The 24,723-nt window shown below is 59.7% G+C and carries 25 protein-coding genes and 1 other RNA gene; 8 read left to right on the top strand and 18 right to left on the bottom strand.

What is annotated here, in order from left to right:
- The first annotated feature begins 122 nt into the window (after window positions 1-122).
- An RNA gene (gene ffs / locus ACM6IN_RS25390) (signal recognition particle sRNA small type) lies at window positions 123-219 on the top strand.
- 211 nt (window positions 220-430) lie between these two features.
- On the opposite strand, the gene ACM6IN_RS25385 is transcribed toward ffs, so the two are convergent.
- Window positions 431-1,180: a substrate-binding periplasmic protein gene (locus ACM6IN_RS25385; RefSeq protein WP_414916896.1), complete on the bottom strand. Its 750-nt coding sequence runs from the start codon at window positions 1,178-1,180 to the stop codon at window positions 431-433.
- 145 nt (window positions 1,181-1,325) lie between these two features.
- Here ACM6IN_RS25385 and dnaX point away from each other — a divergent pair, with 145 nt between their 5' ends.
- From dnaX to ACM6IN_RS25360, 5 genes are all read left to right on the top strand, one after another.
- Window positions 1,326-3,422 (top strand): DNA polymerase III subunit gamma/tau, encoded by a 2,097-nt coding sequence (gene dnaX, locus ACM6IN_RS25380; RefSeq protein WP_414916895.1) that lies wholly within the window; start codon window positions 1,326-1,328, stop codon window positions 3,420-3,422.
- Window positions 3,423-3,488: 66 nt separating this feature from the next.
- Window positions 3,489-3,827 carry a YbaB/EbfC family nucleoid-associated protein gene (locus tag ACM6IN_RS25375; protein ID WP_095111805.1) on the top strand — a complete coding sequence of 113 codons (339 nt, stop codon included), beginning with the start codon at window positions 3,489-3,491 and terminating at the stop codon, window positions 3,825-3,827.
- Between the two features lie 276 nt (window positions 3,828-4,103).
- On the top strand, window positions 4,104-5,138 hold the full coding sequence (locus ACM6IN_RS25370; RefSeq protein ID WP_414916894.1) for an NADP-dependent oxidoreductase: 1,035 nt from the start codon (window positions 4,104-4,106) through the stop codon (window positions 5,136-5,138).
- A 66-nt stretch (window positions 5,139-5,204) separates the two neighbouring features.
- Window positions 5,205-5,807 carry a recombination mediator RecR gene (gene recR / locus ACM6IN_RS25365; RefSeq protein ID WP_007918335.1) on the top strand — a complete coding sequence of 201 codons (603 nt, stop codon included), beginning with the start codon at window positions 5,205-5,207 and terminating at the stop codon, window positions 5,805-5,807.
- Between the two features lie 154 nt (window positions 5,808-5,961).
- Window positions 5,962-7,110, top strand: a complete 1,149-nt coding sequence (locus tag ACM6IN_RS25360; protein WP_414916893.1) for an acyl-CoA dehydrogenase family protein — start codon at window positions 5,962-5,964, stop codon at window positions 7,108-7,110.
- A 110-nt stretch (window positions 7,111-7,220) separates the two neighbouring features.
- Here ACM6IN_RS25360 and ACM6IN_RS25355 read toward each other — a convergent pair whose 3' ends face one another.
- Complete coding sequence (locus ACM6IN_RS25355) at window positions 7,221-7,769, bottom strand: adenine phosphoribosyltransferase (protein WP_007918333.1); 549 nt, start codon at window positions 7,767-7,769, stop codon at window positions 7,221-7,223.
- Window positions 7,770-7,847: 78 nt separating this feature from the next.
- Window positions 7,848-8,582 carry a fumarate/nitrate reduction transcriptional regulator Fnr gene (fnr, locus tag ACM6IN_RS25350; protein ID WP_007918332.1) on the bottom strand — a complete coding sequence of 245 codons (735 nt, stop codon included), beginning with the start codon at window positions 8,580-8,582 and terminating at the stop codon, window positions 7,848-7,850.
- Window positions 8,583-8,736: 154 nt separating this feature from the next.
- On the opposite strand from fnr, the gene ACM6IN_RS25345 reads away from it, so the two are divergent.
- On the top strand, window positions 8,737-9,219 hold the full coding sequence (locus tag ACM6IN_RS25345) for a hypothetical protein (RefSeq protein ID WP_414916892.1): 483 nt from the start codon (window positions 8,737-8,739) through the stop codon (window positions 9,217-9,219).
- Here the strand turns inward: ACM6IN_RS25345 and hemN are convergent.
- From hemN to ccoG, 6 genes are all read right to left on the bottom strand, one after another.
- On the bottom strand, window positions 9,216-10,598 hold the full coding sequence (gene hemN, locus ACM6IN_RS25340; protein WP_414916891.1) for an oxygen-independent coproporphyrinogen III oxidase: 1,383 nt from the start codon (window positions 10,596-10,598) through the stop codon (window positions 9,216-9,218). The two genes, ACM6IN_RS25345 and hemN, sit on opposite strands and share 4 nt — an antisense overlap.
- A 171-nt stretch (window positions 10,599-10,769) precedes the next feature.
- Window positions 10,770-11,453, bottom strand: coding sequence for a sulfite exporter TauE/SafE family protein (locus ACM6IN_RS25335; protein WP_016984739.1), 684 nt, complete (start codon window positions 11,451-11,453; stop codon window positions 10,770-10,772).
- Window positions 11,446-11,658 carry a cbb3-type cytochrome oxidase assembly protein CcoS gene (gene ccoS / locus ACM6IN_RS25330; RefSeq protein ID WP_007918328.1) on the bottom strand — a complete coding sequence of 71 codons (213 nt, stop codon included), beginning with the start codon at window positions 11,656-11,658 and terminating at the stop codon, window positions 11,446-11,448. Before ccoS ends, ACM6IN_RS25335 begins: the two co-directional genes overlap by 8 nt.
- 24 nt (window positions 11,659-11,682) lie before the next feature.
- Complete coding sequence (locus ACM6IN_RS25325; protein ID WP_414916890.1) at window positions 11,683-14,133, bottom strand: heavy metal translocating P-type ATPase; 2,451 nt, start codon at window positions 14,131-14,133, stop codon at window positions 11,683-11,685.
- A gap of 365 nt (window positions 14,134-14,498) precedes the next feature.
- Entirely contained in the window at window positions 14,499-15,038 is a 540-nt protein-coding gene (locus ACM6IN_RS25320; RefSeq protein WP_007917181.1) for a FixH family protein, read from the bottom strand.
- Window positions 15,039-15,049: 11 nt separating this feature from the next.
- Window positions 15,050-16,465, bottom strand: coding sequence for a cytochrome c oxidase accessory protein CcoG (gene ccoG / locus ACM6IN_RS25315; protein ID WP_007917180.1), 1,416 nt, complete (start codon window positions 16,463-16,465; stop codon window positions 15,050-15,052).
- A 541-nt stretch (window positions 16,466-17,006) separates the two neighbouring features.
- Between ccoG and ACM6IN_RS25310 the strand changes: the two genes are divergently transcribed.
- A complete protein-coding gene (locus tag ACM6IN_RS25310; RefSeq protein ID WP_414916889.1) occupies window positions 17,007-18,011 on the top strand; it encodes a metallophosphoesterase family protein in 1,005 nt (334 codons plus the stop codon).
- A 37-nt stretch (window positions 18,012-18,048) separates the two neighbouring features.
- On the opposite strand, the gene ACM6IN_RS25305 is transcribed toward ACM6IN_RS25310, so the two are convergent.
- The 9 genes from ACM6IN_RS25305 to ccoO (ACM6IN_RS25265) form a co-directional block, all read right to left on the bottom strand.
- Window positions 18,049-18,468, bottom strand: coding sequence for a type II toxin-antitoxin system VapC family toxin (locus ACM6IN_RS25305; RefSeq protein ID WP_007917175.1), 420 nt, complete (start codon window positions 18,466-18,468; stop codon window positions 18,049-18,051).
- Window positions 18,468-18,722 carry a type II toxin-antitoxin system Phd/YefM family antitoxin gene (locus ACM6IN_RS25300; protein WP_042705038.1) on the bottom strand — a complete coding sequence of 85 codons (255 nt, stop codon included), beginning with the start codon at window positions 18,720-18,722 and terminating at the stop codon, window positions 18,468-18,470. Before ACM6IN_RS25300 ends, ACM6IN_RS25305 begins: the two co-directional genes overlap by 1 nt.
- Window positions 18,723-19,252: 530 nt before the next feature.
- Window positions 19,253-20,236 carry a cytochrome-c oxidase, cbb3-type subunit III gene (ccoP, locus tag ACM6IN_RS25295; RefSeq protein WP_007917163.1) on the bottom strand — a complete coding sequence of 328 codons (984 nt, stop codon included), beginning with the start codon at window positions 20,234-20,236 and terminating at the stop codon, window positions 19,253-19,255.
- Window positions 20,233-20,418, bottom strand: a complete 186-nt coding sequence (locus tag ACM6IN_RS25290; RefSeq protein WP_003175465.1) for a CcoQ/FixQ family Cbb3-type cytochrome c oxidase assembly chaperone — start codon at window positions 20,416-20,418, stop codon at window positions 20,233-20,235. The genes ccoP (ACM6IN_RS25295) and ACM6IN_RS25290 overlap by 4 nt, the downstream gene beginning before the upstream one ends.
- Window positions 20,419-20,423: 5 nt before the next feature.
- Window positions 20,424-21,032: a cytochrome-c oxidase, cbb3-type subunit II gene (gene ccoO / locus ACM6IN_RS25285; protein WP_007917161.1), complete on the bottom strand. Its 609-nt coding sequence runs from the start codon at window positions 21,030-21,032 to the stop codon at window positions 20,424-20,426.
- On the bottom strand, window positions 21,032-22,474 hold the full coding sequence (gene ccoN, locus ACM6IN_RS25280) for a cytochrome-c oxidase, cbb3-type subunit I (RefSeq protein WP_414916888.1): 1,443 nt from the start codon (window positions 22,472-22,474) through the stop codon (window positions 21,032-21,034). Before ccoN ends, ccoO (ACM6IN_RS25285) begins: the two co-directional genes overlap by 1 nt.
- A 482-nt stretch (window positions 22,475-22,956) precedes the next feature.
- Window positions 22,957-23,910, bottom strand: coding sequence for a cytochrome-c oxidase, cbb3-type subunit III (gene ccoP / locus ACM6IN_RS25275; protein WP_007917157.1), 954 nt, complete (start codon window positions 23,908-23,910; stop codon window positions 22,957-22,959).
- Window positions 23,907-24,104 (bottom strand): cbb3-type cytochrome oxidase subunit 3, encoded by a 198-nt coding sequence (locus tag ACM6IN_RS25270; protein ID WP_077572245.1) that lies wholly within the window; start codon window positions 24,102-24,104, stop codon window positions 23,907-23,909. The genes ccoP (ACM6IN_RS25275) and ACM6IN_RS25270 overlap by 4 nt, the downstream gene beginning before the upstream one ends.
- A gap of 5 nt (window positions 24,105-24,109) precedes the next feature.
- Entirely contained in the window at window positions 24,110-24,718 is a 609-nt protein-coding gene (ccoO, locus tag ACM6IN_RS25265) for a cytochrome-c oxidase, cbb3-type subunit II (RefSeq protein ID WP_003223389.1), read from the bottom strand.
- Window positions 24,719-24,723: the final 5 nt, after the last annotated feature.

Genomic DNA, 24,723 nt, shown 5'->3' with positions numbered 1-24,723 from the left:
GCTGCGATCTTTATGTCCTTGAACCCGTTCATATTTTTAATCTGCAACCAACGGTTGTAACTTCGTCTCAGATAGGTACAATGGCGCGGCTCGCCGACAGGCAAGCGTCGTTATGGTGACCCCATCGGTCCCCCCGCAACGATTACCCGTGAACCTGGTCAGAGCCGGAAGGCAGCAGCCACAGCGGGAACATTGTGTGCCGGGGTGTGGCTGGTGGGGTTACCACCTTAACGAACAATCGAACGCTTCAACCAGAACTGCATGGGTTTCGCCCACTGCGGTTTTTTTGTGCCTGCGATTTGCCAAATCGACACATATTCCCCCTGTTGAAGATGACCCTGTGGGAGCTGGCTTGCCAGCGATAGCGGTGTGTCAGGTTCATCTATTTGACTGAAAATCCGCAATCGCTGGCAAGCCAGCTCCCACAAGGTTATGGGGTGTTGTCGGAGTGGCCGGTGTAGAGCCGGATAATCTCATCAATCTCCCCCGACATCTTCATCCGCAACAACGTGCGCAAGATCCGTTGCACCGGCACCTTCGGGTCATTCCTCACATAGCAACCCACCTTCTGCTCCTGCAACACGGCGACACCTTGCAGTTGTTGCGCGGGCATCAACCGCTGATTAAACCAGTCCAGCGTCCACTGGTTACTCACCGCATAGCGATAGCGCCCGGCCAGCAGCTTCTCCAGCACCTGCTCTTGGTTGCGCGCATCTTCACGCTGAAGTCGGTCAGCGTCGAACAGCGGTTGCAGGGTAGGGTAGGTATAACCAAGCACGGTGCCGATGGACTGGCGGGGCAGGCGGGCGGGATCGGCGCTGGCCGGTTGATCCTTGCGGCTGATCAATAGATCTCGCTGAAACAGCAGCGGGATGCTCCAGATGTAATCCCCCGACTGATTCGGCAGCCACGACTGTGCGGCATAGCAGCGCACGTCGATCTCGCCATGCTCCATGGCGGTCTGCACGCGGGCGCGGGGCAGGACGTGAAACTCGGCCGGTACGCCGACCTGCGTGGCGAGGCTGAGCATCAGGTCGTAAAGGATGCCCTGGGTCGGGCGGCTGCGTTCGTATTGCACCATCGGCATCGCCCAGCTGTCGGGCATGGCGAAGCGCAACGGGGTTTCCGCTGCCGTTACGCTCAGGCTGATTCCCAGCAGTGCCCCCAAGGCCCAACGCATAAACGCTCCGGTAATTCCCGATCCCGAGCCGATAAAAGCCTCTGCTGATGCAGCTTAGCCACATTAGACGAGGACACCGGATGCAATTTTGCCCTTGCTCCGCTAGCATTAGCCGCTTCAGCTTCCTTCGTTGCGACGGTTTTCGATGAGTTATCAGGTTCTTGCACGTAAATGGCGTCCGCGCTCGTTCCGCGAAATGGTCGGCCAGACCCATGTGCTCAAGGCTCTGATCAATGCCTTGGACAGCCAGCGGCTGCACCACGCGTACCTGTTCACCGGTACGCGCGGGGTGGGTAAAACCACGATTGCGCGGATCATTGCCAAATGCCTGAACTGTGAGACAGGTATCACTTCCAGCCCCTGCGGCGAGTGCTCGGTGTGCCGTGAAATCGACGAGGGGCGTTTCGTCGACCTGATCGAGATCGACGCCGCGAGCCGCACCAAGGTCGAAGACACCCGTGAACTGCTCGACAACGTGCAGTACGCGCCGAGCCGTGGGCGCTTCAAGGTCTACCTGATCGACGAAGTGCACATGCTCTCCAGCCATTCCTTCAATGCGCTGCTGAAAACCCTCGAAGAGCCGCCGCCGTACGTCAAGTTCATCCTCGCGACCACTGACCCGCAGAAACTTCCGGCAACGATTTTGTCGCGCTGCCTGCAGTTCTCGCTGAAGAACATGACGCCGGAGCGTGTGGTCGAGCATTTGACCCACGTACTGACCGCCGAAAACGTGCCGTTCGAAGACGATGCGCTGTGGCTGCTCGGTCGCGCCGCTGACGGTTCGATGCGGGACGCCATGAGCCTGACCGATCAGGCCATCGCCTTCGGTGAAGGCAAGGTTCTCGCTACCGACGTGCGGGCGATGCTCGGCACGCTGGATCACGGTCAGGTCTATGACGTCCTGCATTCGTTGATCGAAGGCGACGCCAAGGCGTTGCTTGAAGCCGTGCGTCATCTGGCCGAGCAAGGCCCGGACTGGAACGGCGTGCTCTCGGAAATTCTCAACGTGCTGCACCGTGTGGCCATCGCTCAGGCGCTGCCGGAAGGTGTCGACAACGGGCACGGTGACCGCGATCGCGTATTGGCATTGGCGCAGGCCTTGCCAGCAGAAGATGTGCAGTTCTATTACCAGATGGGCCTGATCGGTCGTCGCGATTTACCGCTGGCGCCGGATCCTCGTGGCGGTTTCGAAATGGTCTTGCTGCGGATGCTGGCCTTCCGGCCGGCAGATACAGCGGATGCCCCGAGGCAACCGCTAAAGCCAGTGGGGATCAGCCAGGCCACAGTTGATTCCGCAAACTCCGTGGCTGCCGCGCCTAAACCTGCGCCGGTAGTCGCTGCGGCGGTTGTGCCAGCGCCTGCTGCAGCACCTGCGCCAGTGGCTGCATCCGCACCGGCTCCCGAGCCGGCGCCGGTTGCTCCTGTTGCCGCGCCAGAACCTGAGCCAGCGCCTGTCGTCGCTGAAGAAGTCGTCGACCTGCCGTGGAATGACCCGGTTGAACCCGAGCCAGAGCCCGAACCAGCGCAGCAACCCGCCGTCGAACCGGTGCTGGAAACCGCCGCCGAGCAGCCCGAGTTGCCGCCGATGCCGCTGCCGACCCCGGACAGCGTCGTCCCGGAGGCGCCTGAGTGGGCTGCTGCGCCGATCCCCGAGCCGTCAGTCGCCGACGTCGATGCCGCTACTCCGGGCATGGACATGGACGATGAGCCGCCGCTGGACGAGGATTACATCGAGCCGGACATCGATTCGGCGTACAGCTATCTCGACGAACTGGCCAGTGAGCACGCCGCCGAGCCTGCCCCGGAACCCGAGCCAGAACCGGCTGCGGCACCGGCCACCGGTCTGGCGTTGCAATGGCTGGAGCTGTTTCCGAAACTGCCGATTTCCGGCATGACCGGCAGCATTGCCGCCAACTGCACGCTGATCGCGGTCGATGGCGACCATTGGCTGATGCACCTCGACCCGGCGCACAGTGCGCTGTTCAACGCCACGCAGCAGCGGCGTCTGAACGATGCGTTGAACCAGTTCCACGGTCGCACGCTGAGCCTGACCATCGAGCTGATCAAGCCCGAGCAGGAAACCCCGGCCCAGGCCGCGTCCCGTCGCCGTGCCAACCGTCAGCGCGAGGCGGAGGAGTCGATTCACGGCGATCCGTTCATCCAGCAGATGGTTCAGCAGTTCGGCGCGGTGGTGCGACACGATACTATTGAACCTGTCGACGCCTTGGTCGCCCAAGGCTAATAACTGAGGGTGCTCGGCCGCGCTGGCCGGGCGCTGTTTTGATCCAAGTACTTTGAGGTGATTCCCATGATGAAAGGTGGCATGGCCGGCCTGATGAAGCAGGCGCAGCAGATGCAGGAAAAAATGGCCAAGATGCAGGAAGAACTGGCCAACGCCGAAGTCACCGGTACGGCCGGCGGCGATATGGTCACCGTGGTGATGACCGGTCGTCACGACGTCAAAAGCGTGAGCATCGACCCAAGCCTGGTCGAAGGCATGAGCGAAGATGACAAAGAAATGCTGGAAGCGGTCATTGCCTCCGCCGTCAACGACGCTGTGCGCAAGATCGAAAAAAACAGCCAGGATAAAATGGGCAACATGACCGCCGGCATGAACCTGCCAGCCGGTATGAAACTGCCATTCTGATTCGCCAATCGGCGGCAGATGAGCTACACAAAATGCCAGGCCTTGCGCCTGGCATTTTTGTTTCTGACTGATCGTTCCCACGCTCTGCGTGGGAATGCAGCCCGGGACGCTCCGCGTCCCAAGTACAGAGCCGAACGCGGAGCGTCCGTTGAGGCATTCCCACGCGGAGCATGGGAACGATCAATCCCGGCCATCTGAATAAACATCGAACGCGCAAAAGCCTCAACGGTCTGCTCCCTATACCCGCTGAATTCACCATTCACAGGAGACGCTGACATGTCCGACCCTCTTACTCTCAACCAACGCTTCGTCCTCGCCTCACGCCCGGTCGGTGCGCCGACCCCGGAAAACTTCCGCCTCGAACGCGAAGCGCTGCCGGATCTTGCGGACGGTGAGGTGCTGCTGAAAACCCTCTATCTGTCCCTCGACCCCTACATGCGCGGACGCATGAGTGACGCGCCGTCCTACGCTGCCCCGGTACAAATCGGCGAAGTGATGACCGGCGGCGCGGTCAGCCGTGTCGAGGATTCGCGTCATCCGAAATTCCATAAAGGCGATCTGGTCGTTGGCGCCACCGGTTGGCAGAGCCACAGCATCAGCGACGGCCGCAACATCATTCCGATCCCGGCCGGGCTGCCGAGCCCGTCGATGGCGCTGGGTGTGCTGGGTATGCCGGGGATGACCGCGTACATGGGCTTGATGGACATCGGTCAACCCAAAGAGGGCGAAACGCTAGTCGTCGCTGCGGCATCCGGCGCGGTCGGCTCGGTGGTCGGACAAGTGGCGAAGATCAAAGGCCTGCGCACGGTCGGTGTGGCCGGCGGAGCCGAGAAGTGCAAATACGTGGTCGAGGAACTGGGTTTCGATGCCTGCATCGATCACAAGGCCGCCGATTTCGCTGAACAACTGGCCAAGGCCTGTCCTGATGGCATCGACATCTATTACGAGAACGTCGGCGGTCATGTGTTCGATGCCGTGGTGCCGTTGCTCAACCCCAAGGCGCGCATTCCGCTGTGCGGCCTGATCGCCGGTTACAACGCTTCCGAAGCGCCGCAAGGCCCGGATCGTCTGCCGATGCTGCAACGCACGCTGCTGACCAAGCGCGTGCGCATTCAGGGCTTCATCGTGTTCGACGACTACGGTGATCGTCAGCCGGAATTCATCAGCCATATGGTGCCGTGGGTGCGCGACGGCAAGGTGAAATTCCGCGAAGACGTGGTGGAAGGTCTGGAGCAGGCACCCGAGGCGTTTATCGGCCTGCTGGAGGGGCGCAACTTCGGCAAACTGGTGGTGAAGGTTGCCCAGGACTGAGTATTTGACGCTGGCCGGAGGCGCGGGTATAAACCGCGTCTCGTTGTTTTGTCGGACTTTTTACCCATGAGCTTCAGCCCTTTGATTCGCCAACTGATCGACGCCTTGCGCACTTTGCCGGGCGTGGGTCAGAAAACCGCCCAGCGCATGGCGTTGCAGATGCTCGAGCGTGACCGCAGCGGCGGCTTGCGTCTGGCCCAGGCCCTCAGCCAGGCCATGGAAGGGGTCGGCCACTGCCGCCAGTGCCGCACGCTGACCGAAGACGATCTGTGCCCGCAATGTGCCGATACCCGCCGTGACGACACGCTGTTGTGTGTGGTGGAAGGGCCGATGGACGTGTATGCGGTCGAGCAGACCGGATTCCGTGGCCGCTACTTTGTGCTCAAGGGGCATTTGTCGCCGCTTGATGGCCTGGGACCTGAGGCGATCGGCATTCCGCAGTTGATGACGCGAATCGAAGAGGCGGGAACGTTCACCGAAGTCATCCTCGCAACTAACCCGACCGTGGAAGGTGAGGCGACGGCGCATTACATCGCCCAGCTGCTGAGCAACAAAGGCCTGATCGCTTCGCGGATCGCTCACGGCGTGCCGTTGGGTGGGGAGCTGGAACTGGTCGATGGCGGCACGCTGGCGCATTCGTTTGCCGGGCGGAAACCGATTTCCCTCTAATAAAAATCAAAAGATCGCAGCCTTTGGCAGCTCCTACCTTGGAACGCGTTTCCCTGTAGGGGCTGCCGACGGCTGCGATCTTTTGATCTTCTGTACCTTGTAAACCAAGCAAGCGCTCGGTTAAGTTCGGCGGACCCTTCCGTGGAGCTCGCCCATGCCTGCCTTTCAGGAATACTTCGACCCCAGCCACCAATTGGTTCGCGACAGCGTCAGACGTTTCGTCGAACGCGAGATCCTGCCGGACATCGATCAATGGGAAGAAGCCGAAAGTTTCCCCCGCGAGCTGTACCTGAAGGCTGGTGCGGCGGGCATTCTCGGCATCGGCTATCCCGAAGTTCTCGGAGGCAGTCATGAAGGCGATCTGTTCGCCAAGGTTGCCGCCAGTGAGGAATTGATGCGCTGTGGCTCTGGCGGCCTGGTAGCGGGGCTGGGATCGCTGGATATCGGTCTGCCACCGATCGTCAAATGGGCGCGCCCCGAAGTGCGTGAGCGCGTTGTGCCGCAAGTGCTCAGCGGCGAAAGGATCAGCGCCCTGGCGGTCACCGAACCCGGCGGCGGCTCCGACGTCGCCAACCTGCAAACCCGCGCCGTGCGCGACGGCGATTTCTATCGTGTCAGCGGCAGCAAAACCTTTATCACCAGTGGCGTGCGCGCCGACTTCTACACCGTTGCGGTGCGCACCGGTGCGCCGGGGTTTGGCGGTATCAGTCTGTTATTGATCGAAAAGGGCACGCCGGGCTTCACCGTCGGCCGTCAGTTGAAAAAAATGGGCTGGTGGGCGTCGGACACTGCCGAATTGTTCTTCGACGACTGCCATGTACCTGTGGGCAATCTGATCGGCGCCGAGAACATGGGCTTCGCCTGCATCATGGGCAACTTTCAGAGCGAACGGCTGGCGTTGGCGCTGATGGCCAACATGACTTCACAGTTAGCGTTGGAAGAGAGCCTGCAATGGGCACGCGAGCGCGAAGCGTTTGGCAAGCCGATCGGCAAGTTTCAGGTGATCAAACATCGCTTGGCGGAGATGGCCACGGCGCTGGAAGTGTCGCGGGAGTTCACTTACCGGCAAGCGGCGAAGATGGCGGCGGGGCAGAGCGTGATCAAGGAGATTTCCATGGCGAAGAACTTTGCCACGGACACCTCGGACCGGATTACCACGGAGGCGGTGCAGATTCTCGGTGGGCTGGGCTATATGCGCGAGAGTCTGGTGGAGCGGTTGTATCGGGATAACCGCATCTTGTCGATTGGCGGCGGCACGCGAGAGGTGATGAACGAGATCATCAGCAAGCAGATGGGGCTTTGATTTGTTGGTGAGGCGACCGGCCTCATCGCGAGCAGGCTCACTCCTACAGTGGAACGCATTCCAAATTGTAGGAGTGAGCCTGCTCGCGATGTCGGCCTGAAGGGCGCCGCTTACTTATCGGTCAACGCAAACTGCGTCAGGCAGAAGGTAGGGATACCCATGTCTTCCAGGCGCTGCGAACCTTGCAACTCCGGCAAATCAATAATCGCCGCCGCTTCATGCACCCTCGCGCCCATGCGGCGAATCAGGTTGGCCGCCGCAATCAGCGTGCCGCCAGTGGCAATCAAATCATCGAACATCACCACCGAATCGCCTTCACACAGGCTGTCGGCGTGCACTTCGAGGAACGCTTCGCCGTATTCGGTTGCGTAACCTTCCGCCAACACATCAGCTGGCAATTTACCTTGCTTGCGGAACAGCACCAGCGGCTTGTTCAACTGATAGGCCAATACCGAACCGATCAGAAAACCGCGGGCATCCATCGCACCGATGTGGGTGAAGTCGGCTTCGACGTAGCGGTGGGCGAAGCTGTCCATCACCAGGCGCAGGGCCGTTGGCGACTGGAACAGCGGGGTGATGTCGCGAAAGATCACGCCCGGTTTCGGGAAGTCGATCACAGGGCGGATAAGCGATTTGATGTCGAAGGAGTCGAAGACCATCGTCGAGGTGTCCTGGCAGGGCTGCAAACGGCGCAGTATACCCGCGGCTGAAACGCTTCGCTCAACCGCGGATCGAGATCAGCCTTCGATCGAGCCACCGGCCAGCGCGCAGAGCTGGATCGGGTCGAGGATATGAATCTCTTTGCCCTCGGCGGCGATCAGTTCGTTCTGCTGGAAACGGGTGAAGACGCGGGACACGGTTTCTACCGCCAGACCGAGGTAGTTGCCGATTTCATTGCGCGACATGCTCAGGCGGAACTGGTTGGCGGAAAAACCGCGAGCGCGGAAGCGAGCCGACAGGTTGACCAGGAACGTGGCGATGCGCTCGTCGGCGGTTTTCTTCGACAGCAGCAACATCATTTGCTGGTCATCGCGGATTTCCCGGCTCATCACGCGCATCAACTGGCGGCGCAGCTGCGGCAGTTGCAGGGCCAATTCGTCGAGGCGTTCAAACGGGATTTCGCAGACCGAGGTGGTTTCCAGCGCTTGGGCGGAGACCGGATGCTTCTCGGTGTCCATGCCGGACAGGCCGACCAGTTCGCTCGGCAGGTGGAAACCGGTGAGCTGTTCTTCGCCGCTGTCGCTCAGGCTGAAGGTCTTCAGGGCGCCGGAGCGTACTGCATAAACGGAATCGAACGTGTCGCCCTGGCGGAACAGGAACTCGCCCTTTTTCAGCGGGCGGCCGCGTTTAACGATTTCGTCCAGCGCATCCATGTCTTCCAGATTCAGAGAAAGTGGCAGGCAGAGAGGGGCCAGGCTGCAATCCTTGCAATGGGCCTGGTTGTGAGCGCGCAGTTTAACTGGCTCGGACATTTCTTAGATCCTTGTGGGAAAACACACATAAGCCGTAAGGGTAACTCACGGGAGGACATTCAGGCCAGTCTGGGGCGACTTTGCCCTACAGGCGTAAAGCCACAGGGCCAGCAGCCGATAAACAGGTATCAAAGTGCATACAAGGAACGAATCGATGGCCGTCATTGGCACGCTGGGCCCCGGTAACAGCGACGTTGCGGCAGTGCCGGAAACGTTTAAAACGACGTCAGGCAATGCACGCGACCCGGGTTCGTCCGAAGAGGCAACCCCGACCTTGGTCGAGGGCGTCAAAGTGTCGCTGTCCGGTGCATCGATTGAAAAGGCTGCCAGTACTGGTGGCGAAAACAGCGACATCGAAGACAGCGGCTTGCCGGAGAACATCCAGCAATTGCTGAAAATGATCCGCAAATTGCAAAAGCAGATTGCCGAGAAAAAGGCGCTCATCGAAGCGGTCATGGCCGACAAGCGCCTTTCCAACGAAGAAAAGATCATCAAGGTGGCCGCTCTGCGCGGCGCCATCGCCGCGTTGAATACGGGTCTGATCACCGCCAACCTGGCCTTGTCCAAAGTGGTGGGGCAGTCGGGCCTGACGGCGGATCAGAATATGAAAGTCGGTTCGTTGCTGACGAAAAACTAGATCACCCGCGAAAACCGCTGGCGGTTTTGCTGTTCCAGATACGCATCGAACACCATGCACACTGAGCGCACCAGCAGGCGCCCCGCCGGCAATACGGCGATCCGCTCGCGATCCAGCTCAATCAGGCCATCGCTGGCCATGCCTTGCAGCTGCGGCCACAGTGCACCGAAGTAACCCTGAAAATCGATGTTGAACTGCTGCTCGATCTCGGCAAATTCCAGGCTGAAATTGCAGATCAGTTGCTGGATCACCGCACGCCGCAGACGATCATCGGCGTTGCAAACCAAGCCCCTGCTGGTTGCCAGTTGCGCAGCGGCGAGGGTGTTCTGGTACTCGTTGAGGTCGCTGCTGTTCTGGCAGTACAGGTCGCCGATCTGGCTGATGGCCGACACCCCCAGACCAATCAAATCGCAATGACCGTGGGTGGTGTAACCCTGGAAGTTGCGTTGCAGGGTCTGCTCTTCCTGGGCAATGGCCAGTTCATCGTCAGGCAGCGCGAAGTGATCCATGCCGATGTAGCGATAGCCGGCGGCGGTCAGTTGTTCGATGGTGCGCTCGAGCATTTCCAGCTTCTGCGCCGGCACCGGCAACTCATTGCCATTGATCCGCCGCTGCGGCATGAAGCGCTCCGGCAGGTGTGCATAGTTGAACACCGAGAGTCGGTCCGGTTGCAGGCTGATGACCTCTTCAACGGTGCGGGCGAAGTTTTCCGGGGTCTGCTTGGGCAAGCCGTAAATCAAGTCGATATTGATCGAGCGAAATTGCAGGGTGCGCGCCGCATCGATCACTGCGCGGGTTTCCTCCAGACTTTGCAGGCGATTGACCGCGCGCTGCACCGCCGGATCAAGATCCTGCAGGCCGATGCTGACCCGGTTGAAGCCGAGTTCGCGCAGCAGGCCCATGGTCGACCAGTCGGCTTCGCGCGGATCGATCTCGATACCGTAGTCGCCGGAGTCGTCGTCCAGCAGATTGAAGTGCTTGCGCAGGTGCGCCATCAACTGGCGCAGTTCGTCATGGCTGAGGAAGGTCGGGGTGCCGCCGCCAAAGTGCAATTGCTCGACTTTCTGGGCCGGGTCGAGGTGGCAGGCGATCAACTGGATTTCCTGCTCCAGCCGCTGCAGGTAGGGCAGCGCGCGGCCGCGATCCTTGGTGATGACCTTGTTGCACGCGCAGTAGTAGCAAATGTTCGCGCAGAACGGCACATGCACGTACAGCGACAAGGGGCGCAGAGCCTTGCGGCTGTCGCGCAGGGCATGGAACAAGTCGAACGTGCCGACCTGACTGTGAAATTGCACGGCGGTCGGATACGAGGTGTAGCGCGGCCCCGCCAGGTCGTAGCGGCGGATCAGATCAGAGTCCCAACGAATGGCGTCGAGCATGCGGGCATTCCCCCGGATAGGCTGGCAGTGTGAGCGAGTCTATCGGGGGGCGGCGATGGGGCTCTTGATTTGCATCAACAGCATAAGATCAAAAGATCGCAGCCTTCGGCAGCTCCTACAGGGAAACGCATTCCAAAGGTAGGAGCTGCCGAAGGCTGCGATCTTCTGATCTTAATGGCCCATGAGCCAATGCTGATGAGGGCCAGGCAGGGTCCAGATCCCGAACAGGATCACCAGCAATCCACCGGCCATGCGCACGCTGCGTTTGCGCAAAATGGCCGTGACGCGTTCTGCCGCAAGGCCCGTGGCGAGCAATACCGGCCAGGTGCCGAGGCCAAACGCAAGCATCAGCAACGCACTGTCCAGTGCATTGCCCTGACTCGCCGACCACAGCAATGTGCTGTAAACCAGCCCACACGGCAGCCAGCCCCACAACGCGCCAAGCAATAGCGCGCGAGGCAGACTCGACACTGGCAGCAAGCGATTGGCGACCGGCTGAATGTAGCGCCACAGACCGCGCCCCAAACTTTCAATGCGCGTCAGCCCGCTCCACCAGCCGGCCAGATACAAACCCATGGCAATCAACAACAACCCGGCCAGCACACGCATGAACAGCGCCGCCGGACTGTTCGCCACCGCCCACCCGGCCAAGCCGATCAGCAGGCCCGCCGTGGCATAACTGAGAATTCGCCCAAGGTTGTACGCCAGCAGCAAACGAAAGCGGCGGCTGCGCTGTTCCTTGGGAATCGCCAGGGTCAGCGCGCCCATCAAACCGCCGCACATGCCCAAACAATGACCGCCACCGAGCAGGCCGAGGATCAATGCCGAGACCAGCAAGGGCGCCAGTTCAAGCATGGGGTGGGGCCTTGTCGTCGGGTTTGTTGGAATTGGCTTCGTCCACGGCGGCGGTGTGGTTCGGATCCTGATCATCGAAGAGGATGCTATGCGCCGGGCCGTCGAGGTCGTCGTACTGACCGCTGTCCACCGCCCAGAAAAAGATGTACACGGCGATGGCCACGATCAGCAGCGCGGCCGGAATCATCACGTAAAGAGCTGGCATCTGTACTCCAGGCGCCCGCGCGGCTCAGGCCGGCAGCGGGCGGGTGTGCGATCGGGTGCTGGCGGGCGGCGGACTCGGCAAGCGAGTCAGGCGCAGCGCGTTGAGCACCACGGTCAACGAACTGATCGACATGCCGACGGCAGCCCATACCGGAGTGATCCAGCCGAGGGCGGCGAACGGCAACATGAGGCCATTGTACAGCGCCGCCCACAGCAGGTTCTCGATGATTACCCGACGGGTGCGGCGCGCGAGGGTGAACGCCTGCACCAAGGCGTCGAGGCGGTTGGACAGCAGCACCGCATCAGCACTGGTTTTCGCCAGATCGGTGGCCGAACCCATGGCGACACTGATGTCGGCCGCCGCGAGCACCGGTACATCATTGACGCCGTCGCCAAGCATCAGCACTTTGCGACCTTCCTTGTGCAGTTGCTGCAGGACTTGCAGTTTGTCGTCCGGGCGCAAGCCGCCACGGGCTTCGTCGATACCGAGTTCAGCGGCAACGCTGGCAACCATCGGCGAGCTGTCGCCGGACAACAGCAATGTGCGCCAGCCGCGTGCCTTGCAGGCGGCGAGCAGGGCAGGGGCATCGTCGCGCAGGCGATCATCGAGGACGAACCAGGCCAGCGGCCCTTGTGCGTCGCCGAGCAGCAACCACTGGCCCGCCTCGTCCGGCATCGACGGTGTTGCAGCGCCGCTGAGGGCGCAGACAAACTCCGCCTGGCCGATGCGCAAGCGCTGCCCACCCACCAGACCTTCGAGGCCAAGCCCCGGCGTGCTGTGGACGTCTTCGGCGGCCAGCGGCGCACGGCCGAAAGCGCGGGCGATCGGGTGCTCCGAACGGTTTTCCAAAGCGGCGGCGAGGCTCAGACATTGATCACTGTCGAGCGCCGCAAGTGGGCGAATCGAACGCAGCACCAGTCGCCCTTCGGTGAGGGTGCCGGTTTTGTCGAAGATTACTGTGTCGATCTGATTCAGGCCTTCCAGCACATGGCCGCGAGTCAGCAGCAACCCAAGTTTGTGCAAGGTGCCGGTGGTGGCCGTGAGCGCGGTCGGCGTCGCTAGCGACAGGGCGCACGGGCAGGTGGCGACGAGCATGGCCAGGACAATCCAGAACGCCCGAGATGAATCCAGCTCCCACCAGAGCAGGCCAATGGCGGCTGCGGCGATCAGTGATAGCAGCAGGAACCATTGCGCGGCGCGGTCGGCGATTTCCGCCAGTCGCGGTTTCTCTGCCTGGGCGCGGTCGAGCAGACGGACAATGGCCGACAGGCGCGTGTCTTGGCCCAGCGCCTGCACTTCCACGGTCAGCGCGCCCTCGACGTTGAGCGTGCCAGCGGTGACTGCATCGCCGAGCACGCGCGGTTGTGGCAGGTATTCGCCGGTCAGCAGTGATTCGTCGATGCTCGACTGGCCGTCGATGATCTTGCCGTCCGCCGGCAGGATCGAGCCCGCCTGCACCAGAATCCGGTCGCCGAGGCGTAGCTCGTTGAGCAGGATACGTTCGCTCTGACCGGCGGCATCCAGACGCAGGCACGAAGCCGGCAATAGATTCACAAGCTGCGCCGTCGCGGCGGCAGTGCGCTCGCGGGCACGACGTTCCAGATAGCGCCCGGCAAGCAGGAACAGCGCAAACATCCCGACCGCGTCGAAATACAACTCGCCGACGCCGGTGATCGACGTCCAGATCCCGGCAATGTAGGCGCTACCGATCGCCAGCGACACCGAAACATCCATGGTCAGGTGGCGCGTGCGCAGGTCGCGCATTGCGCCTTTGAAGAACGGCGCGCAGCTGTAGAACACAATCGGCGTGGTCAGGAACAGTGCGACCCAGCGCAGAATCGTATGCAGCTCGGGGCTGAGGTCGATGTTGAATTCCGGCCAAGTGGCCATGGTTGCCATCATCGCCTGAAACCACAGCAAACCGGCCACACCGAGCTGGCGCAGGGCGAGGCGGTTTTCGCTGGCCAGTTGTTCGCTGGCGCGATCGGCCTGATACGGGTGGGCGGCGTAGCCGATGTGGCGCAGTTCGGCGAGGATCTGGCTCAGTGGCAGTTGAGCGTCGGCCCAGCGCACGTGCAGGCGATGGTTGGACAGGTTCAGTCGCGCCTCGGCCACCGCTGGCAACGTGCGCAGGTGCTTTTCGATCAGCCAGCCGCAGGCGGCGCAACTGATGCCTTCCATCAACAGGGTGGTTTCGGCCAGCTCGCCTTCGTGGCGCACGAAGGGTTGCTGCACATCGGCGCGGTCGTACAGCGCGAGTTCGTCGGTCAGTTGCACCGGCAGCGCTTCGGGGTTGGCCGAGGCTTCGCTGCGGTGTTGGTAATAGCTTTCCAGACCACCGGCGACGATCGCTTCAGCCACGGCCTGACAACCCGGGCAGCAGAATTCGCGGGATTGCCCGAGTACAACAGCGGTGAAGCGGCTGCCGGACGGAACGGGCAGGGCGCAGTGGTAGCAGGGGAGTGGGGTGGTCATGGCATCGTTGAGGGGTTAAGCCCTTGCATTAGGGTTGTCCGCTTGCCCTCACCCCAGCCCTCTCCCGGAGGGAGAGGGAGCCGATCAGTGTGAGCCTGGATTTTCACTGTCATACACAAAACGTGCAAACGCTCAAGATCAGTTCCCTCTCCCGGAGGGAGAAGGAGCCGATCAGTGTGAGCCTGGATTTTCACTGTCATACACAAAACGTGCAAACGCTCGAGATCAGTTCCCTCTCCCGGAGGGAGAAGGAGCCGATCGGTGTGAGCCTGGATTTTCACTGTCATACACTAAACGTGCAAACGCTCGAGATCAGTTCCCTCTCCTGGGGGAGAGGGCTAGGGTGAGGGGGCTTTTGAAGTTGTTTACTTCTTCAAGTCTTCGGCACCTTGCAGCGGCTCATCACCGAGCAACAGATCCTTGTCATGGCTCACCAGCTCTTCCTCGAACATGCGCCACACGTGATCATCCTGACTGCCGAGCAATTCGACAAACCGGCGACCTTCAACCTTGTCACCCAATTGACCGATGTAACGCCCGGTTTCAGTTTCGCTGCGGGTCAACACGATCTTGCGATCTTTCTCCGGCTGCGTCGGCGAAATCAGGTTCAACTCCAGTGTTTTAGGCTGACTGTCACCGCTCAAGCGCAAATCGACTTCACCGGTCACGCCATCCAGATGCACCGCCGCACGCATCTTCAGAGTCTGCGCCAACAGTTCACGGTCCAGCGAACGGTTGATGCCTTTGCCGGCCTCGTAATAGTTATCGTTGACGAGGTTGTCCGGGTTGTTCACCGCGATGGTCACCATGGACAGGGTCAGGGTCACCGAACAGGCCAGAATCCCGATGATGATCCATGGCCAAAGGTGCTTGTACCAGGGACTTGCGGCGTTTGCTGCGGGCATGTTCAGTTCTCTCAACGGATTTGTGGGCCGATGAATCGGCTCTTGGCTTCAACGTGGACGCTGTCGTCATCGGCATCCTTGAGGAGGAATTTCACCTCGTTGGTGCTTGACGGCAGTTGTTCCGGTGCGCTCGACAACTCGACCGGCATGCTGACGATATCGCCGGCCGCGACCTTGATCTCGCGCTTGCCTTGCAGGCGCAGATCCGGCAAACCGCTGGCTTCCAGCACGTAGGTGTGGTCGCGCTGATCCTTGTTCATGATCTTCAGGCTGTAGACGTTTTCGATCCGGCCTTCGGCGTTCTCGCGGTACAGCACGCGGTCCTTGCTGACGTCAAAACCGACCAGCGAACGCATGAAGAACGCGGTGACCAACAGGCTGATCATCGCCAGCAGCACCACGGCGTAGCCGATCAGGCGTGGCCGCAGTTTATGGGTTTTCTGCCCGGACAGGTTGTGTTCGGTGGTGTAGCTGATCAACCCGCGCGGGTAGTCCATTTTGTCCATGATGCTGTCGCAGGCATCGATACACGCGGCGCAGCCGATGCACTCGATTTGCAGACCATCGCGGATGTCGATACCGGTCGGGCAGACCTGCACACACATGGTGCAGTCGATGCAGTCACCGAGGCCTTGGGCCTTGTAATCGATGCCTTTCTTGCGCGGGCCACGGCTTTCGCCGCGACGCGGGTCGTACGAGACGATTAGCGTGTCCTTGTCGAACATCACGCTCTGGAAACGCGCATACGGACACATGTAGATGCACACCTGCTCGCGCAACCAGCCGGCGTTGCCGTAGGTGGCGAGGGTGAAGAAACCGACCCAGAAATACGACCAGCCATCAGCTTGGCCGGTGAAGAACTCGAAGACCAGTTCGCGGATTGGCGAGAAGTAGCCGACGAAGGTCATGCCGGTGACAAAACCGATCAGCAGCCACATCGAGTGTTTCGCGGCTTTGCGCAGCAACTTGTTGGCGCTCATCGGCGCCTTGTCGAGCTTGATGCGCTGGTTGCGGTCGCCTTCGGTGACTTTCTCGCACCACATGAAAATCCACGTCCACACGCTTTGTGGACAGGTGTAACCGCACCAGACGCGCCCGGCATACACGGTGATGAAGAACAGACCGAACGCGGCAATGATCAACAGGCCTGAGAGCAGGATGAAGTCTTGCGGCCAGAAGGTGGCGCCAAAAATGAAGAACTTGCGCTCCGGCAGATTCCACCACACGGCCTGATGGCCGCCCCAGTTCAGCCAAACCGTGCCGAAATACAGCAGGAACAAGGCGGCACCGCCCATCATCCGCAGATTGCGGAACAGGCCGGTGAAGGCACGGGTGTAGATTTTTTCTCTGGAGGCGTAAAGGTCAACGCTGTTGTTCGCGTTTTTGCTTGGTGGTGTGACGTCGTGTACCGGAATCTGATTGCTCATCATTGCATCCCACGGCAGTGGAAAAATGCCTCGGTCGATACGTGCCAACCAAGGTCAAAAAGGGGTGTTGCAGTGGCGCAATGATACGCCGGTCGCTCTGGGTCAAGGGTGCGACCTTTGGTCGCGTTGGGTAAAAAACCTGAATGGTGTAGCGAATGCAGTAAAGCCTGATGCAGGTCAATTGACTTGTTGAGTATGGACGGTTTTGGCGCAGCGGCTAATCCATTGTTGTTCAGGGCGGATCAGTTCGATGCGATTGCCACTGCAAGCCGTGAAAAAACCGGACCGACTTGAGGGCGGCGAGCATGGACGATGTCATCTTCAGGTTATCAATTGCACAAGATTCCGAATGAATAGTTAAAGGCGCAACGTTGAACATTGCTTTTTGCATCAGGCATTGTTGTAAGTTTTTTTGTGTCGGAAACATATCTACTTGATTGTTGTGGCTTGGTGCTTTGAGGTTTTCTGTTTTTTCTAATAAGTTCTGTTGTCGCGAAAACGTGTTCGCGTGTATTTGATTAATTTAAATGGAATTATATGTATGGCTTTCAATAAGTTTACAAGCATAGTGCTAGGGGTTTGTTTATGGGCTTCGGTCGTCTCCGCTCAGGCTGTGACTGGAACCCCGAAACACATGGTGTTTGCCTCGGATACTCAATATCCCTGGACCGACAAGACAGATAACCGTGATCCCGAATCCGACTCGGAATTCGAAGTTCGCTCCAAGTGGCTGGTCGACAGTCAGCTTGCAAGTATTGCTGATTTCAGAAATCAGCATGGTTCGCAAGCCCTGGTGCCACTGATGATCAATGGTGATATAACCGCTTTCGGTCATGGCTGGCAGCGGTCTTTTATGAAAGATATGTTGAACAAGTACTTTAAGGGTGAGTACTTGTATGGCTTGGGTAATCACGATTATGAAAACAATGTTGATGATTGTTTTAGCAATAGCTGTGCGGCGGGAAGTATCGTCGAATTCAAGGAGCATCATGAAGGCAAGGTGGACAGCTTTGATCTGAATATCACCAGTGGATTTCTCGGCAAGACGTATTCCGGCAGTCTTGCCTATTCTAAAAATATCGGCGAAGTTCATATGGTTCAGCTCAATAACGAGCCGACTTACACCACACGGATCGCTCATCCACTGAACCCGACGACGTTTGAAATCAACGATGCACTGGACTGGCTCGAGAAGGATCTGAGACTGGCCCGAGCCTCGGGGTACGCGATCATCATCAATATGCACAAGCCGCTGGACCACAAAGGGACCCAGGCCCAGCAGAAACGCTTTCACGACATGGTCAACAAATATCAAGTGACGGCGATCTTTGCTGGCCATTTGCATAAGGATGGCGGTGATGCCTATTGGGAGGGGAGCGTGCCCATGTACCTGAGCGGCAGTACGTCTCAGCAAACCTATCTGATTGCCAGTTTTACCGAGGACCGCAAGCAGTTGCAGGTCTATCTGGTGAGGAACAATCAGTGGCGCAATCGAAAGCTGATCGATACCACGGCGGTGCATTCAATCTTTGCCAACCGTCCATGATCAAAGCCCCGCCAGTGATCTGGCGGGGCTTTCGGATTCAGGGATTGGCAGAGGTCCATGGATTGATCAGATGCACGCCGCTGAGTTGAAAATCGGCAACATTACGGGTGACCAACGTCAGCCCATGTACAAGCGCGGTGGCGGCGATCAAGGCGTCGCATTCATTGCTGCGATCAGGCACATGCAACTGTGCGCATCGGGTAGCGACGGCGCTATCGACCGAGAGGATTCTTCCCGAGAATGCGGGTTTGACGTGACGCTCGAGCCAGTGACGCAGCCTTGCTCCTTGTGGCGGGTCACGGCGTTCGATGCGCAGAATGCCGGTTTCCAGTTCCAGCACGGTAATTGCCGATAGATACAGGCTGGCCGGAGCGACGCTGTTTGCCCATGTCACCACGTGCTGGTCGGCTTGGGGTTTTCGCAGCTCGGAAACGACATTGGTATCGAGTAGGAACATCAGGACAGATCCACGCTACGAGGAGTGATGACGGCGCGCTCGGTTTCGAATTCGATGTCAGACGCATTCGGCATGACCAGCAGATCGACGATGCTCGCCTGGCTACCGGTCAGCTTCTGGTACTCCTCAATGCTCAGCAGTACATGGGCAGGCTTGCCACGATCGGTAATGATGACCGGACCCTGATGCGCGGCTTTTTTCGCAGCGCTGGTGTCCTGATTGAATTCGCGGCTGGAAATGGTCGTGATGGCCATCATTTTTGGCCTCCAGTGATTCGGGTGTAGAAACGTTACTACCTTGAAGTTTGCGCTGCAATCGAAAAGGCGGGTTGCGGACGATCGGTTTATCACTGTCATAACGGCACCGGCGAAAGCGCCCCTGCCAGAAGGCAGGGGCGCTGGGTATTGGGCAAATTTTCGCTGTTTTTTGCTGCTCCGCGTCAGGGCAATCGCCCGCCGCCGAGACCGTCCAGACCGCCGCCGTTACCTGGATGGTCCATGGTGTCTGGCGATGTTGAGCGTGCGGGCGCAGCAGGCGTTTTTAACGGTGTTGCGTGATGATCAGGGCAGGGCTGCAAACGTTTTGGCAATGTGTTTTCGTCATTTTTTGACATGTAGGCTTCATCCTTGAAGGTTGACCCGATGCTGCTCATCGGGGTGATAAAAACCTACAGGGCACCTTTCCTCAGGTCTATTGAGCAAACGTTTCAAGTCATGAATGCCGGCATGAAAAAAGGCCCCGCCAATCAAGATTGGCGGGGCCTTTTCTGTTTCAAGCGATGGCCTTACTCGGCGTTCGCTTCCGGTGCTTTTTCACCGTGGGACAGGCTGTAAACATACGCCGCCAGCAGGTGCACCTTGTCGTTGCCTTGCAGTTGTTCCTGCGCAGGCATCTGGCCCTGACGGCCGTAACGAATGGTCTGCTGCAGTTGCGCGAAGCTCGAACCGTAGATGAACGCACCCGGGTGGGTCAGGTCAGGCGCGCCCATGGCGGGAGTGCCTTTGCCGGCCGGACCGTGGCAGGCCACGCAGTTGGCGGCGAACAGTTTGCCGCCGTTGGCCGGATCAGCCTTGGTGCCTTCCGGCAGTTTGCGCCCATCCAGATTGGTCACGACAAACGCTGCCACGTCGGCAACGCCTTGCTCACCAATGACTTCCGCCCAGGCCGGCATCACCGCGTGACGACCGCCCATGATGGTGGTCTTGATGGTTTCCGGCTCGCCGCCCCAGCGCCAGTCGGCGTCGGTCAGGTTAGGAAAACCGTAGGCACCCTTGGCGTCGGAACCGTGGCACACCGAGCAGTTGGAGGCGAACAGACGGCCACCCATCTTCAGTGCTTGTGGATCCTTGGCGACTTCTTCGATTGGCATGGCAGCGAATTTGGCGAAGATCGGACCGAACTTGGCGTCCGAGCGAGCCATTTCCTTTTCCCACTCGTGCACGCCGGTCCAGCCGGTCTGGCCGTTGGCGAACGCAGTCTGCTTGTCGTTATCGAGGTAGTTGTAGCCCGGCAGCAGGCCTTTCCAGTTGCCCAAACCCGGGTACAGCACCAGGTAACCCAGGGCAAAAATGATGGTGCCGACAAACAGCATGAACCACCATTTCGGCAGTGGGTTGTCGTACTCCTCGATTCCGTCGAAGGAATGCCCGACCGTCTCGTCCGTCTGCTCGCTGCGCTGGCCCTTGCGGGTCGACAGCAGCAGCCAGGTCAGGGCGAAGATCGTACCGAGACTGAGGACTGTGACGTACAGACTCCAGAATGTAGTCATTCTTTGTTACTCCTAGAAGCTTGCTCGACGTGCTTGATGGCTTCGGGATCATCCGCGAAAGGCAGCAAGGTCGCGTCTTCAAACTCCGACTTGCGCTTGGGGCTGAACACCCACAGCGCCAGACCGATGAAGGCCACCATCACAACAACGGTGCCCAGGCCACGAATCATCCCGATATCCATCTAATTCACCGTTTGCTTTTGATGATGGTGCCCAGGCCTTGCAGATAGGCCACCAGCGCGTCCATTTCGGTTTTGCCCTTCACGGCATCCTGTGCACCGGCGATGTCTTCGTCGGTGTAAGGGACGCCGAGGGTGCGCAAAACCTCCATTTTCTTGGCGGTTTCCTTGCCGTCGAGCTTGTTTTCCACGAGGAACGGGTAAGCCGGCATTTTCGACTCAGGCACCACGTTGCGCGGGTTGTACAAGTGCGCACGTTGCCAGTCATCGGAGTAACGACCACCGACGCGAGCCAGATCCGGACCGGTACGTTTGGAACCCCACAGGAACGGGTGATCCCAGACGCTTTCACCGGCGACCGAGTAGTGGCCATAGCGTTCGGTTTCGGCGCGGAACGGTCGGATCATCTGCGAGTGGCAGCCGACACAACCGTTGGCGATGTAAACGTCGCGGCCTTCCAGTTCCAGCGCCGAACGCGGCTTCATGCCTTCGACCGGCTTGTTGGTGACGTCCTGGAAAAACAGCGGAACGATTTGGGTCAGGCCGCCAACGCTGACGGCGATGACCATGAAGAAGGCCAGCAGGCCAATATTCTTCTCGACAGCTTCATGCTTCATCAGTGAGCTCCAACGACAGCGATCTGGGCAGCGGCTTCGGCTTCAGCCGGGTTCGAGGCGAGCACGGTGCGCCAGACGTTGTAAGCCATCAGGAACATGCCGCTGGCGAAGAATGCACCGCCCAGCGCACGGACGATGTAGCCCGGGTGGCTGGCTTGCAGCGCTTCAACGAACGAGTAGGTGAGGGTGCCGTCGTCGTTGATTGCACGCCACATCAGGCCCTGAGTGATGCCGTTGACCCACATCGACGCGATGTACAGCACGGTGCCGATGGTCGCGAGCCAAAAGTGCGCGTTGATCAGGCCGACACTGTGCATCTGCGCACGGCCGAACAGACGCGGGATCATGTGGTAGATCGCGCCGATCGAGATCATCGCCACCCAGCCCAGAGCGCCGGCGTGTACGTGGCCGATGGTCCAGTCGGTGTAGTGCGAGAGCGAGTTGACGGTCTTGATCGCCATCATCGGACCTTCGAAGGTCGACATGCCGTAGAACGCCAGCGAGACCACAAGGAAGCGCAGGATCGGGTCGGTGCGCAGCTTATGCCAGGCGCCCGACAGGGTCATCATGCCGTTGATCATGCCGCCCCAGCTTGGCGCCAGGAGGATGATCGACATCGCCATGCCCAGCGATTGTGCCCAATCCGGCAGGGCGGTGTAGTGCAAGTGGTGCGGGCCGGCCCAGATGTACAGGGTGATCAGTGCCCAGAAGTGCACGATCGACAAGCGATAGGAGTAGATCGGACGTTCGGCCTGTTTCGGCACGAAGTAGTACATCATCCCGAGGAAACCGGTGGTGAGGAAGAAGCCTACGGCGTTGTGGCCGTACCACCACTGGATCATCGCATCGGTCGCGCCCGAGTAGGCGGAGTAGGACTTGAACAGGTTCACCGGTAGCGACATGTGGTTGACGATGTGCAGCATCGCCGTGACCACGATGAACGCACCGTAGAACCAGTTACCCACGTAGATGTGTTTGGTTTTGCGCTTGGTGATGGTGCCGAAGAACACCAGACCGTAGGTGACCCAGACAATGGCCAGCAAAATGGCGATCGGCCATTCCAGTTCCGCGTATTCCTTGGTGGTGGTGTAACCCAGCGGCAAGGTAATGATCGCGCCGACGATTACCGCTTGCCAGCCCCAGAAGGTGAAGGCGGCGAGGCTGTCGGAAATCAGTCGCGTCTGGCAGGTTCGCTGCACGACATAGTAGGAAGTGGCAAACAGTGCACAACCACCGAAGGCGAAAATCACCAGGTTTGTGTGCAACGGGCGCAGGCGTCCAAAGCTCGTCCACGGCAGACCGAAGTTCAACTCCGGCCAAACCAGTTGCGAGGCGATGAAGACACCGAGCCCCATGCCAAGGATCCCCCAGACCACCGTCATGATGGCGAACTGGCGGACTACCTTATAGTTATAAGCAGTCGGACTGATTGCTGTGCTCATTCTAAGGTTCCACGGTTTGGGTGTTTTATTAGGATTAAAATCGGCCGCAAGTATGCAGAGAGCAGGGGGTCATTGCAACGCGCCATGACCTGGGTCAATGCTTTCCAACGCTGATTCTGCGGCCTTTCCATGCGCCGCGTAAGGACAAAATCAGCCTCGGACAAAATGTCGCAGCGGACGAAAAAAGCGAGGGGTTCAGGTCGCTTGTAACGGGGTGTGTTCAAACGCTCGGTTCGGGTGACGGACGGTGAATGGCACGACAGCCGGTATCTACCGGCGTTTGCGGCCACATCAGTCAGCCGGTTCGCGGAACACAGCAGTCAGCGTTGACCTGGAACCGGCACAAGCCAGTCCGCATCGAGCAAGCGTAGACCCGAATCAGAGGAACCGAAAGGAGAGGGTGTGAAGGGGTGCGACAATGCGTCGCAAAGGGGCTGGATGCTGCCGCACCGAGAATGGTGCGGCAGAGGTGTACGCAATGATTACTTCTTGTTGTCTTCAGTAATCAATTTTTCTGTATTCAATCCGTGCGACAGGCTGTACACATAAGCGGCCAGCAATTGCACTTTATCGTTACCCAGCAGTTCGTTCTGCGCCGGCATATGACCCTGACGACCATGGCGAATGGTCTGCTCGAGTTGGGTCAGGCTGGTGCCGTAGATAAACCCGGCCGGGTGCGTCAGATTCGGCGCACCCATGGCTTCAGTGCCGTGGCCGGTTGCCCCATGACAGGCTACGCAAGTGGTGCTGAACGCCTGCTGTCCGGCTTGCAGGTCGGCCTTGCTGTCGGCGGGCAATGGCAGACCGGCCAGCTCGTGACGCACATAAGCGGCCACGTTCTTCACCCCGGCCTCGCCGAGCACTTCGCCCCAGGCCGGCATCGCCGCCATCCGGCCACCCATGATGGTGGTCTTGATGGTCTCGGCTTCGCCACCCCAGCGCCAGTTGCTGTCGGCGAGGTTAGGGAAACCGAACGCACCTTTGGCGTCGGAGCCGTGGCATACCGAGCAGTTGGAGGCGAACAAGCGGCCACCCATTTTCAGCGCCTGTGGATCCTTCGCCACTTCTTCCACCGGCATGGCGGCAAACTTGGCGAAGATCGGCCCGAACTTGGCATCAGCCTTGTTCATCTCCTTTTCCCACTCGTGCACGCCAGTCCAGCCATCCTCGTAACCCGGCAGGATGCCTTTCCAGTTGCCCAGACCCGGATAGAGGATCAGATAGCCCACGGAAAACACCAGCGTGCCGGCGAATAGCATGAACCACCATTGCGGCAGCGGGTTGTCGTATTCCTCGATGCCGTCGAAGCTGTGGCCCATGGTCTGGTCGACGCTGCCCTTGGTTTCGCCCCGGCGGGTGCCGATCAGCAGCCACGTCAGGCCGATCAGGCTGCCGATGGTCAGTACGCAGATCCACGTACTCCAGAAGGTGGTCATGGCCGGGTACTCCTTGTCTCATTTGCTTGGGTTGTTTCGGCTTGCGGCTCGTCGGCGAACGGCAGCAGGCGCGCTTCGGCGAATTCCGGCGTGCGCTTGCGGTTGAACACCCAAAGCGTCAAACCGACGAAGGCGACGAACACCACGACCGTGCCGAGGCCGCGAATCAGGCCTGCACTCATTTCAATGATCATCGTGCTCACCTCTTGCTCTTGATCGCAGTGCCGAGCACTTGCAGGTAGGAGACGAGGGCGTCCATTTCGGTCTTGCCCTTGAGGCTGGCCACCGCGCCGCTGATGTCGTCGTCGGTGTACGGCACGCCGAGGGTGCGCATGGTCTTGAGCTTGGTTTCGGTGTGGCTGCTGTCGACCGCTTGCGTGACCAGCCATGGGTAGGCCGGCATTTTCGATTCCGGTACGACGTTGCGCGGGTTGTACAAGTGCGCGCGGTGCCAGTCATCCGAGTAACGCGCGCCGACCCGGGCGAGGTCCGGACCGGTACGTTTCGAGCCCCACAGGAACGGGTGATCCCAAACGCTTTCGCCCGCAACCGAGTAGTGCCCGTAGCGCTCGGTTTCGGCGCGGAACGGGCGGATCATCTGCGAGTGGCAACCGACGCAGCCTTCGCGGATGTAGATGTCGCGGCCTTCCAGTTGCAGCGCGGTGTAGGGCTTCATGCCTTCTACCGGTTTGTTGGTGACGTCCTGGAAGAACAGCGGGACGATCTGGGTCAGGCCGCCGATGCTCACGGCGAACACCATGAGCAACATCAACAGGCCGACGTTCTTTTCAATCGTTTCGTGTTTCATGGCGG

It is taken from the genome of Pseudomonas sp. IT-P395 (genome assembly GCF_949767675.1).
GTDB lineage: Bacteria > Pseudomonadota > Gammaproteobacteria > Pseudomonadales > Pseudomonadaceae > Aquipseudomonas.
The sequence above is the reverse complement of the archived record's forward strand: the minus strand, read 5'-3'. Positions and strand labels throughout refer to the sequence as shown.

Excerpts from the sequence above, each read along its gene's own strand:
- ACM6IN_RS25385 (WP_414916896.1), bottom strand. The coding sequence starts at position 1,180 with ATGCGTTGGGCCTTGGGGGCACTGCTGGGAATCAGCCTGAGCGTAACG.
- dnaX (WP_414916895.1), top strand. The coding sequence starts at position 1,326 with ATGAGTTATCAGGTTCTTGCACGTAAATGGCGTCCGCGCTCGTTCCGC.
- ACM6IN_RS25375 (WP_095111805.1), top strand. The coding sequence starts at position 3,489 with ATGATGAAAGGTGGCATGGCCGGCCTGATGAAGCAGGCGCAGCAGATG.
- ACM6IN_RS25370 (WP_414916894.1), top strand. The coding sequence starts at position 4,104 with ATGTCCGACCCTCTTACTCTCAACCAACGCTTCGTCCTCGCCTCACGC.
- recR (WP_007918335.1), top strand. The coding sequence starts at position 5,205 with ATGAGCTTCAGCCCTTTGATTCGCCAACTGATCGACGCCTTGCGCACT.
- ACM6IN_RS25360 (WP_414916893.1), top strand. The coding sequence starts at position 5,962 with ATGCCTGCCTTTCAGGAATACTTCGACCCCAGCCACCAATTGGTTCGC.
- ACM6IN_RS25355 (WP_007918333.1), bottom strand. The coding sequence starts at position 7,769 with ATGGTCTTCGACTCCTTCGACATCAAATCGCTTATCCGCCCTGTGATC.
- fnr (WP_007918332.1), bottom strand. The coding sequence starts at position 8,582 with ATGTCCGAGCCAGTTAAACTGCGCGCTCACAACCAGGCCCATTGCAAG.
- ACM6IN_RS25345 (WP_414916892.1), top strand. The coding sequence starts at position 8,737 with ATGGCCGTCATTGGCACGCTGGGCCCCGGTAACAGCGACGTTGCGGCA.
- hemN (WP_414916891.1), bottom strand. The coding sequence starts at position 10,598 with ATGCTCGACGCCATTCGTTGGGACTCTGATCTGATCCGCCGCTACGAC.
- ACM6IN_RS25335 (WP_016984739.1), bottom strand. The coding sequence starts at position 11,453 with ATGCTTGAACTGGCGCCCTTGCTGGTCTCGGCATTGATCCTCGGCCTG.
- ccoS (WP_007918328.1), bottom strand. The coding sequence starts at position 11,658 with ATGCCAGCTCTTTACGTGATGATTCCGGCCGCGCTGCTGATCGTGGCC.
- ACM6IN_RS25325 (WP_414916890.1), bottom strand. The coding sequence starts at position 14,133 with ATGACCACCCCACTCCCCTGCTACCACTGCGCCCTGCCCGTTCCGTCC.
- ACM6IN_RS25320 (WP_007917181.1), bottom strand. The coding sequence starts at position 15,038 with ATGCCCGCAGCAAACGCCGCAAGTCCCTGGTACAAGCACCTTTGGCCA.
- ccoG (WP_007917180.1), bottom strand. The coding sequence starts at position 16,465 with ATGAGCAATCAGATTCCGGTACACGACGTCACACCACCAAGCAAAAAC.
- ACM6IN_RS25310 (WP_414916889.1), top strand. The coding sequence starts at position 17,007 with ATGGCTTTCAATAAGTTTACAAGCATAGTGCTAGGGGTTTGTTTATGG.
- ACM6IN_RS25305 (WP_007917175.1), bottom strand. The coding sequence starts at position 18,468 with ATGTTCCTACTCGATACCAATGTCGTTTCCGAGCTGCGAAAACCCCAA.
- ACM6IN_RS25300 (WP_042705038.1), bottom strand. The coding sequence starts at position 18,722 with ATGGCCATCACGACCATTTCCAGCCGCGAATTCAATCAGGACACCAGC.
- ccoP (WP_007917163.1), bottom strand. The coding sequence starts at position 20,236 with ATGACTACATTCTGGAGTCTGTACGTCACAGTCCTCAGTCTCGGTACG.
- ACM6IN_RS25290 (WP_003175465.1), bottom strand. The coding sequence starts at position 20,418 with ATGGATATCGGGATGATTCGTGGCCTGGGCACCGTTGTTGTGATGGTG.
- ccoO (WP_007917161.1), bottom strand. The coding sequence starts at position 21,032 with ATGAAGCATGAAGCTGTCGAGAAGAATATTGGCCTGCTGGCCTTCTTC.
- ccoN (WP_414916888.1), bottom strand. The coding sequence starts at position 22,474 with ATGAGCACAGCAATCAGTCCGACTGCTTATAACTATAAGGTAGTCCGC.
- ccoP (WP_007917157.1), bottom strand. The coding sequence starts at position 23,910 with ATGACCACCTTCTGGAGTACGTGGATCTGCGTACTGACCATCGGCAGC.
- ACM6IN_RS25270 (WP_077572245.1), bottom strand. The coding sequence starts at position 24,104 with ATGATCATTGAAATGAGTGCAGGCCTGATTCGCGGCCTCGGCACGGTC.
- ccoO (WP_003223389.1), bottom strand. The coding sequence starts at position 24,718 with ATGAAACACGAAACGATTGAAAAGAACGTCGGCCTGTTGATGTTGCTC.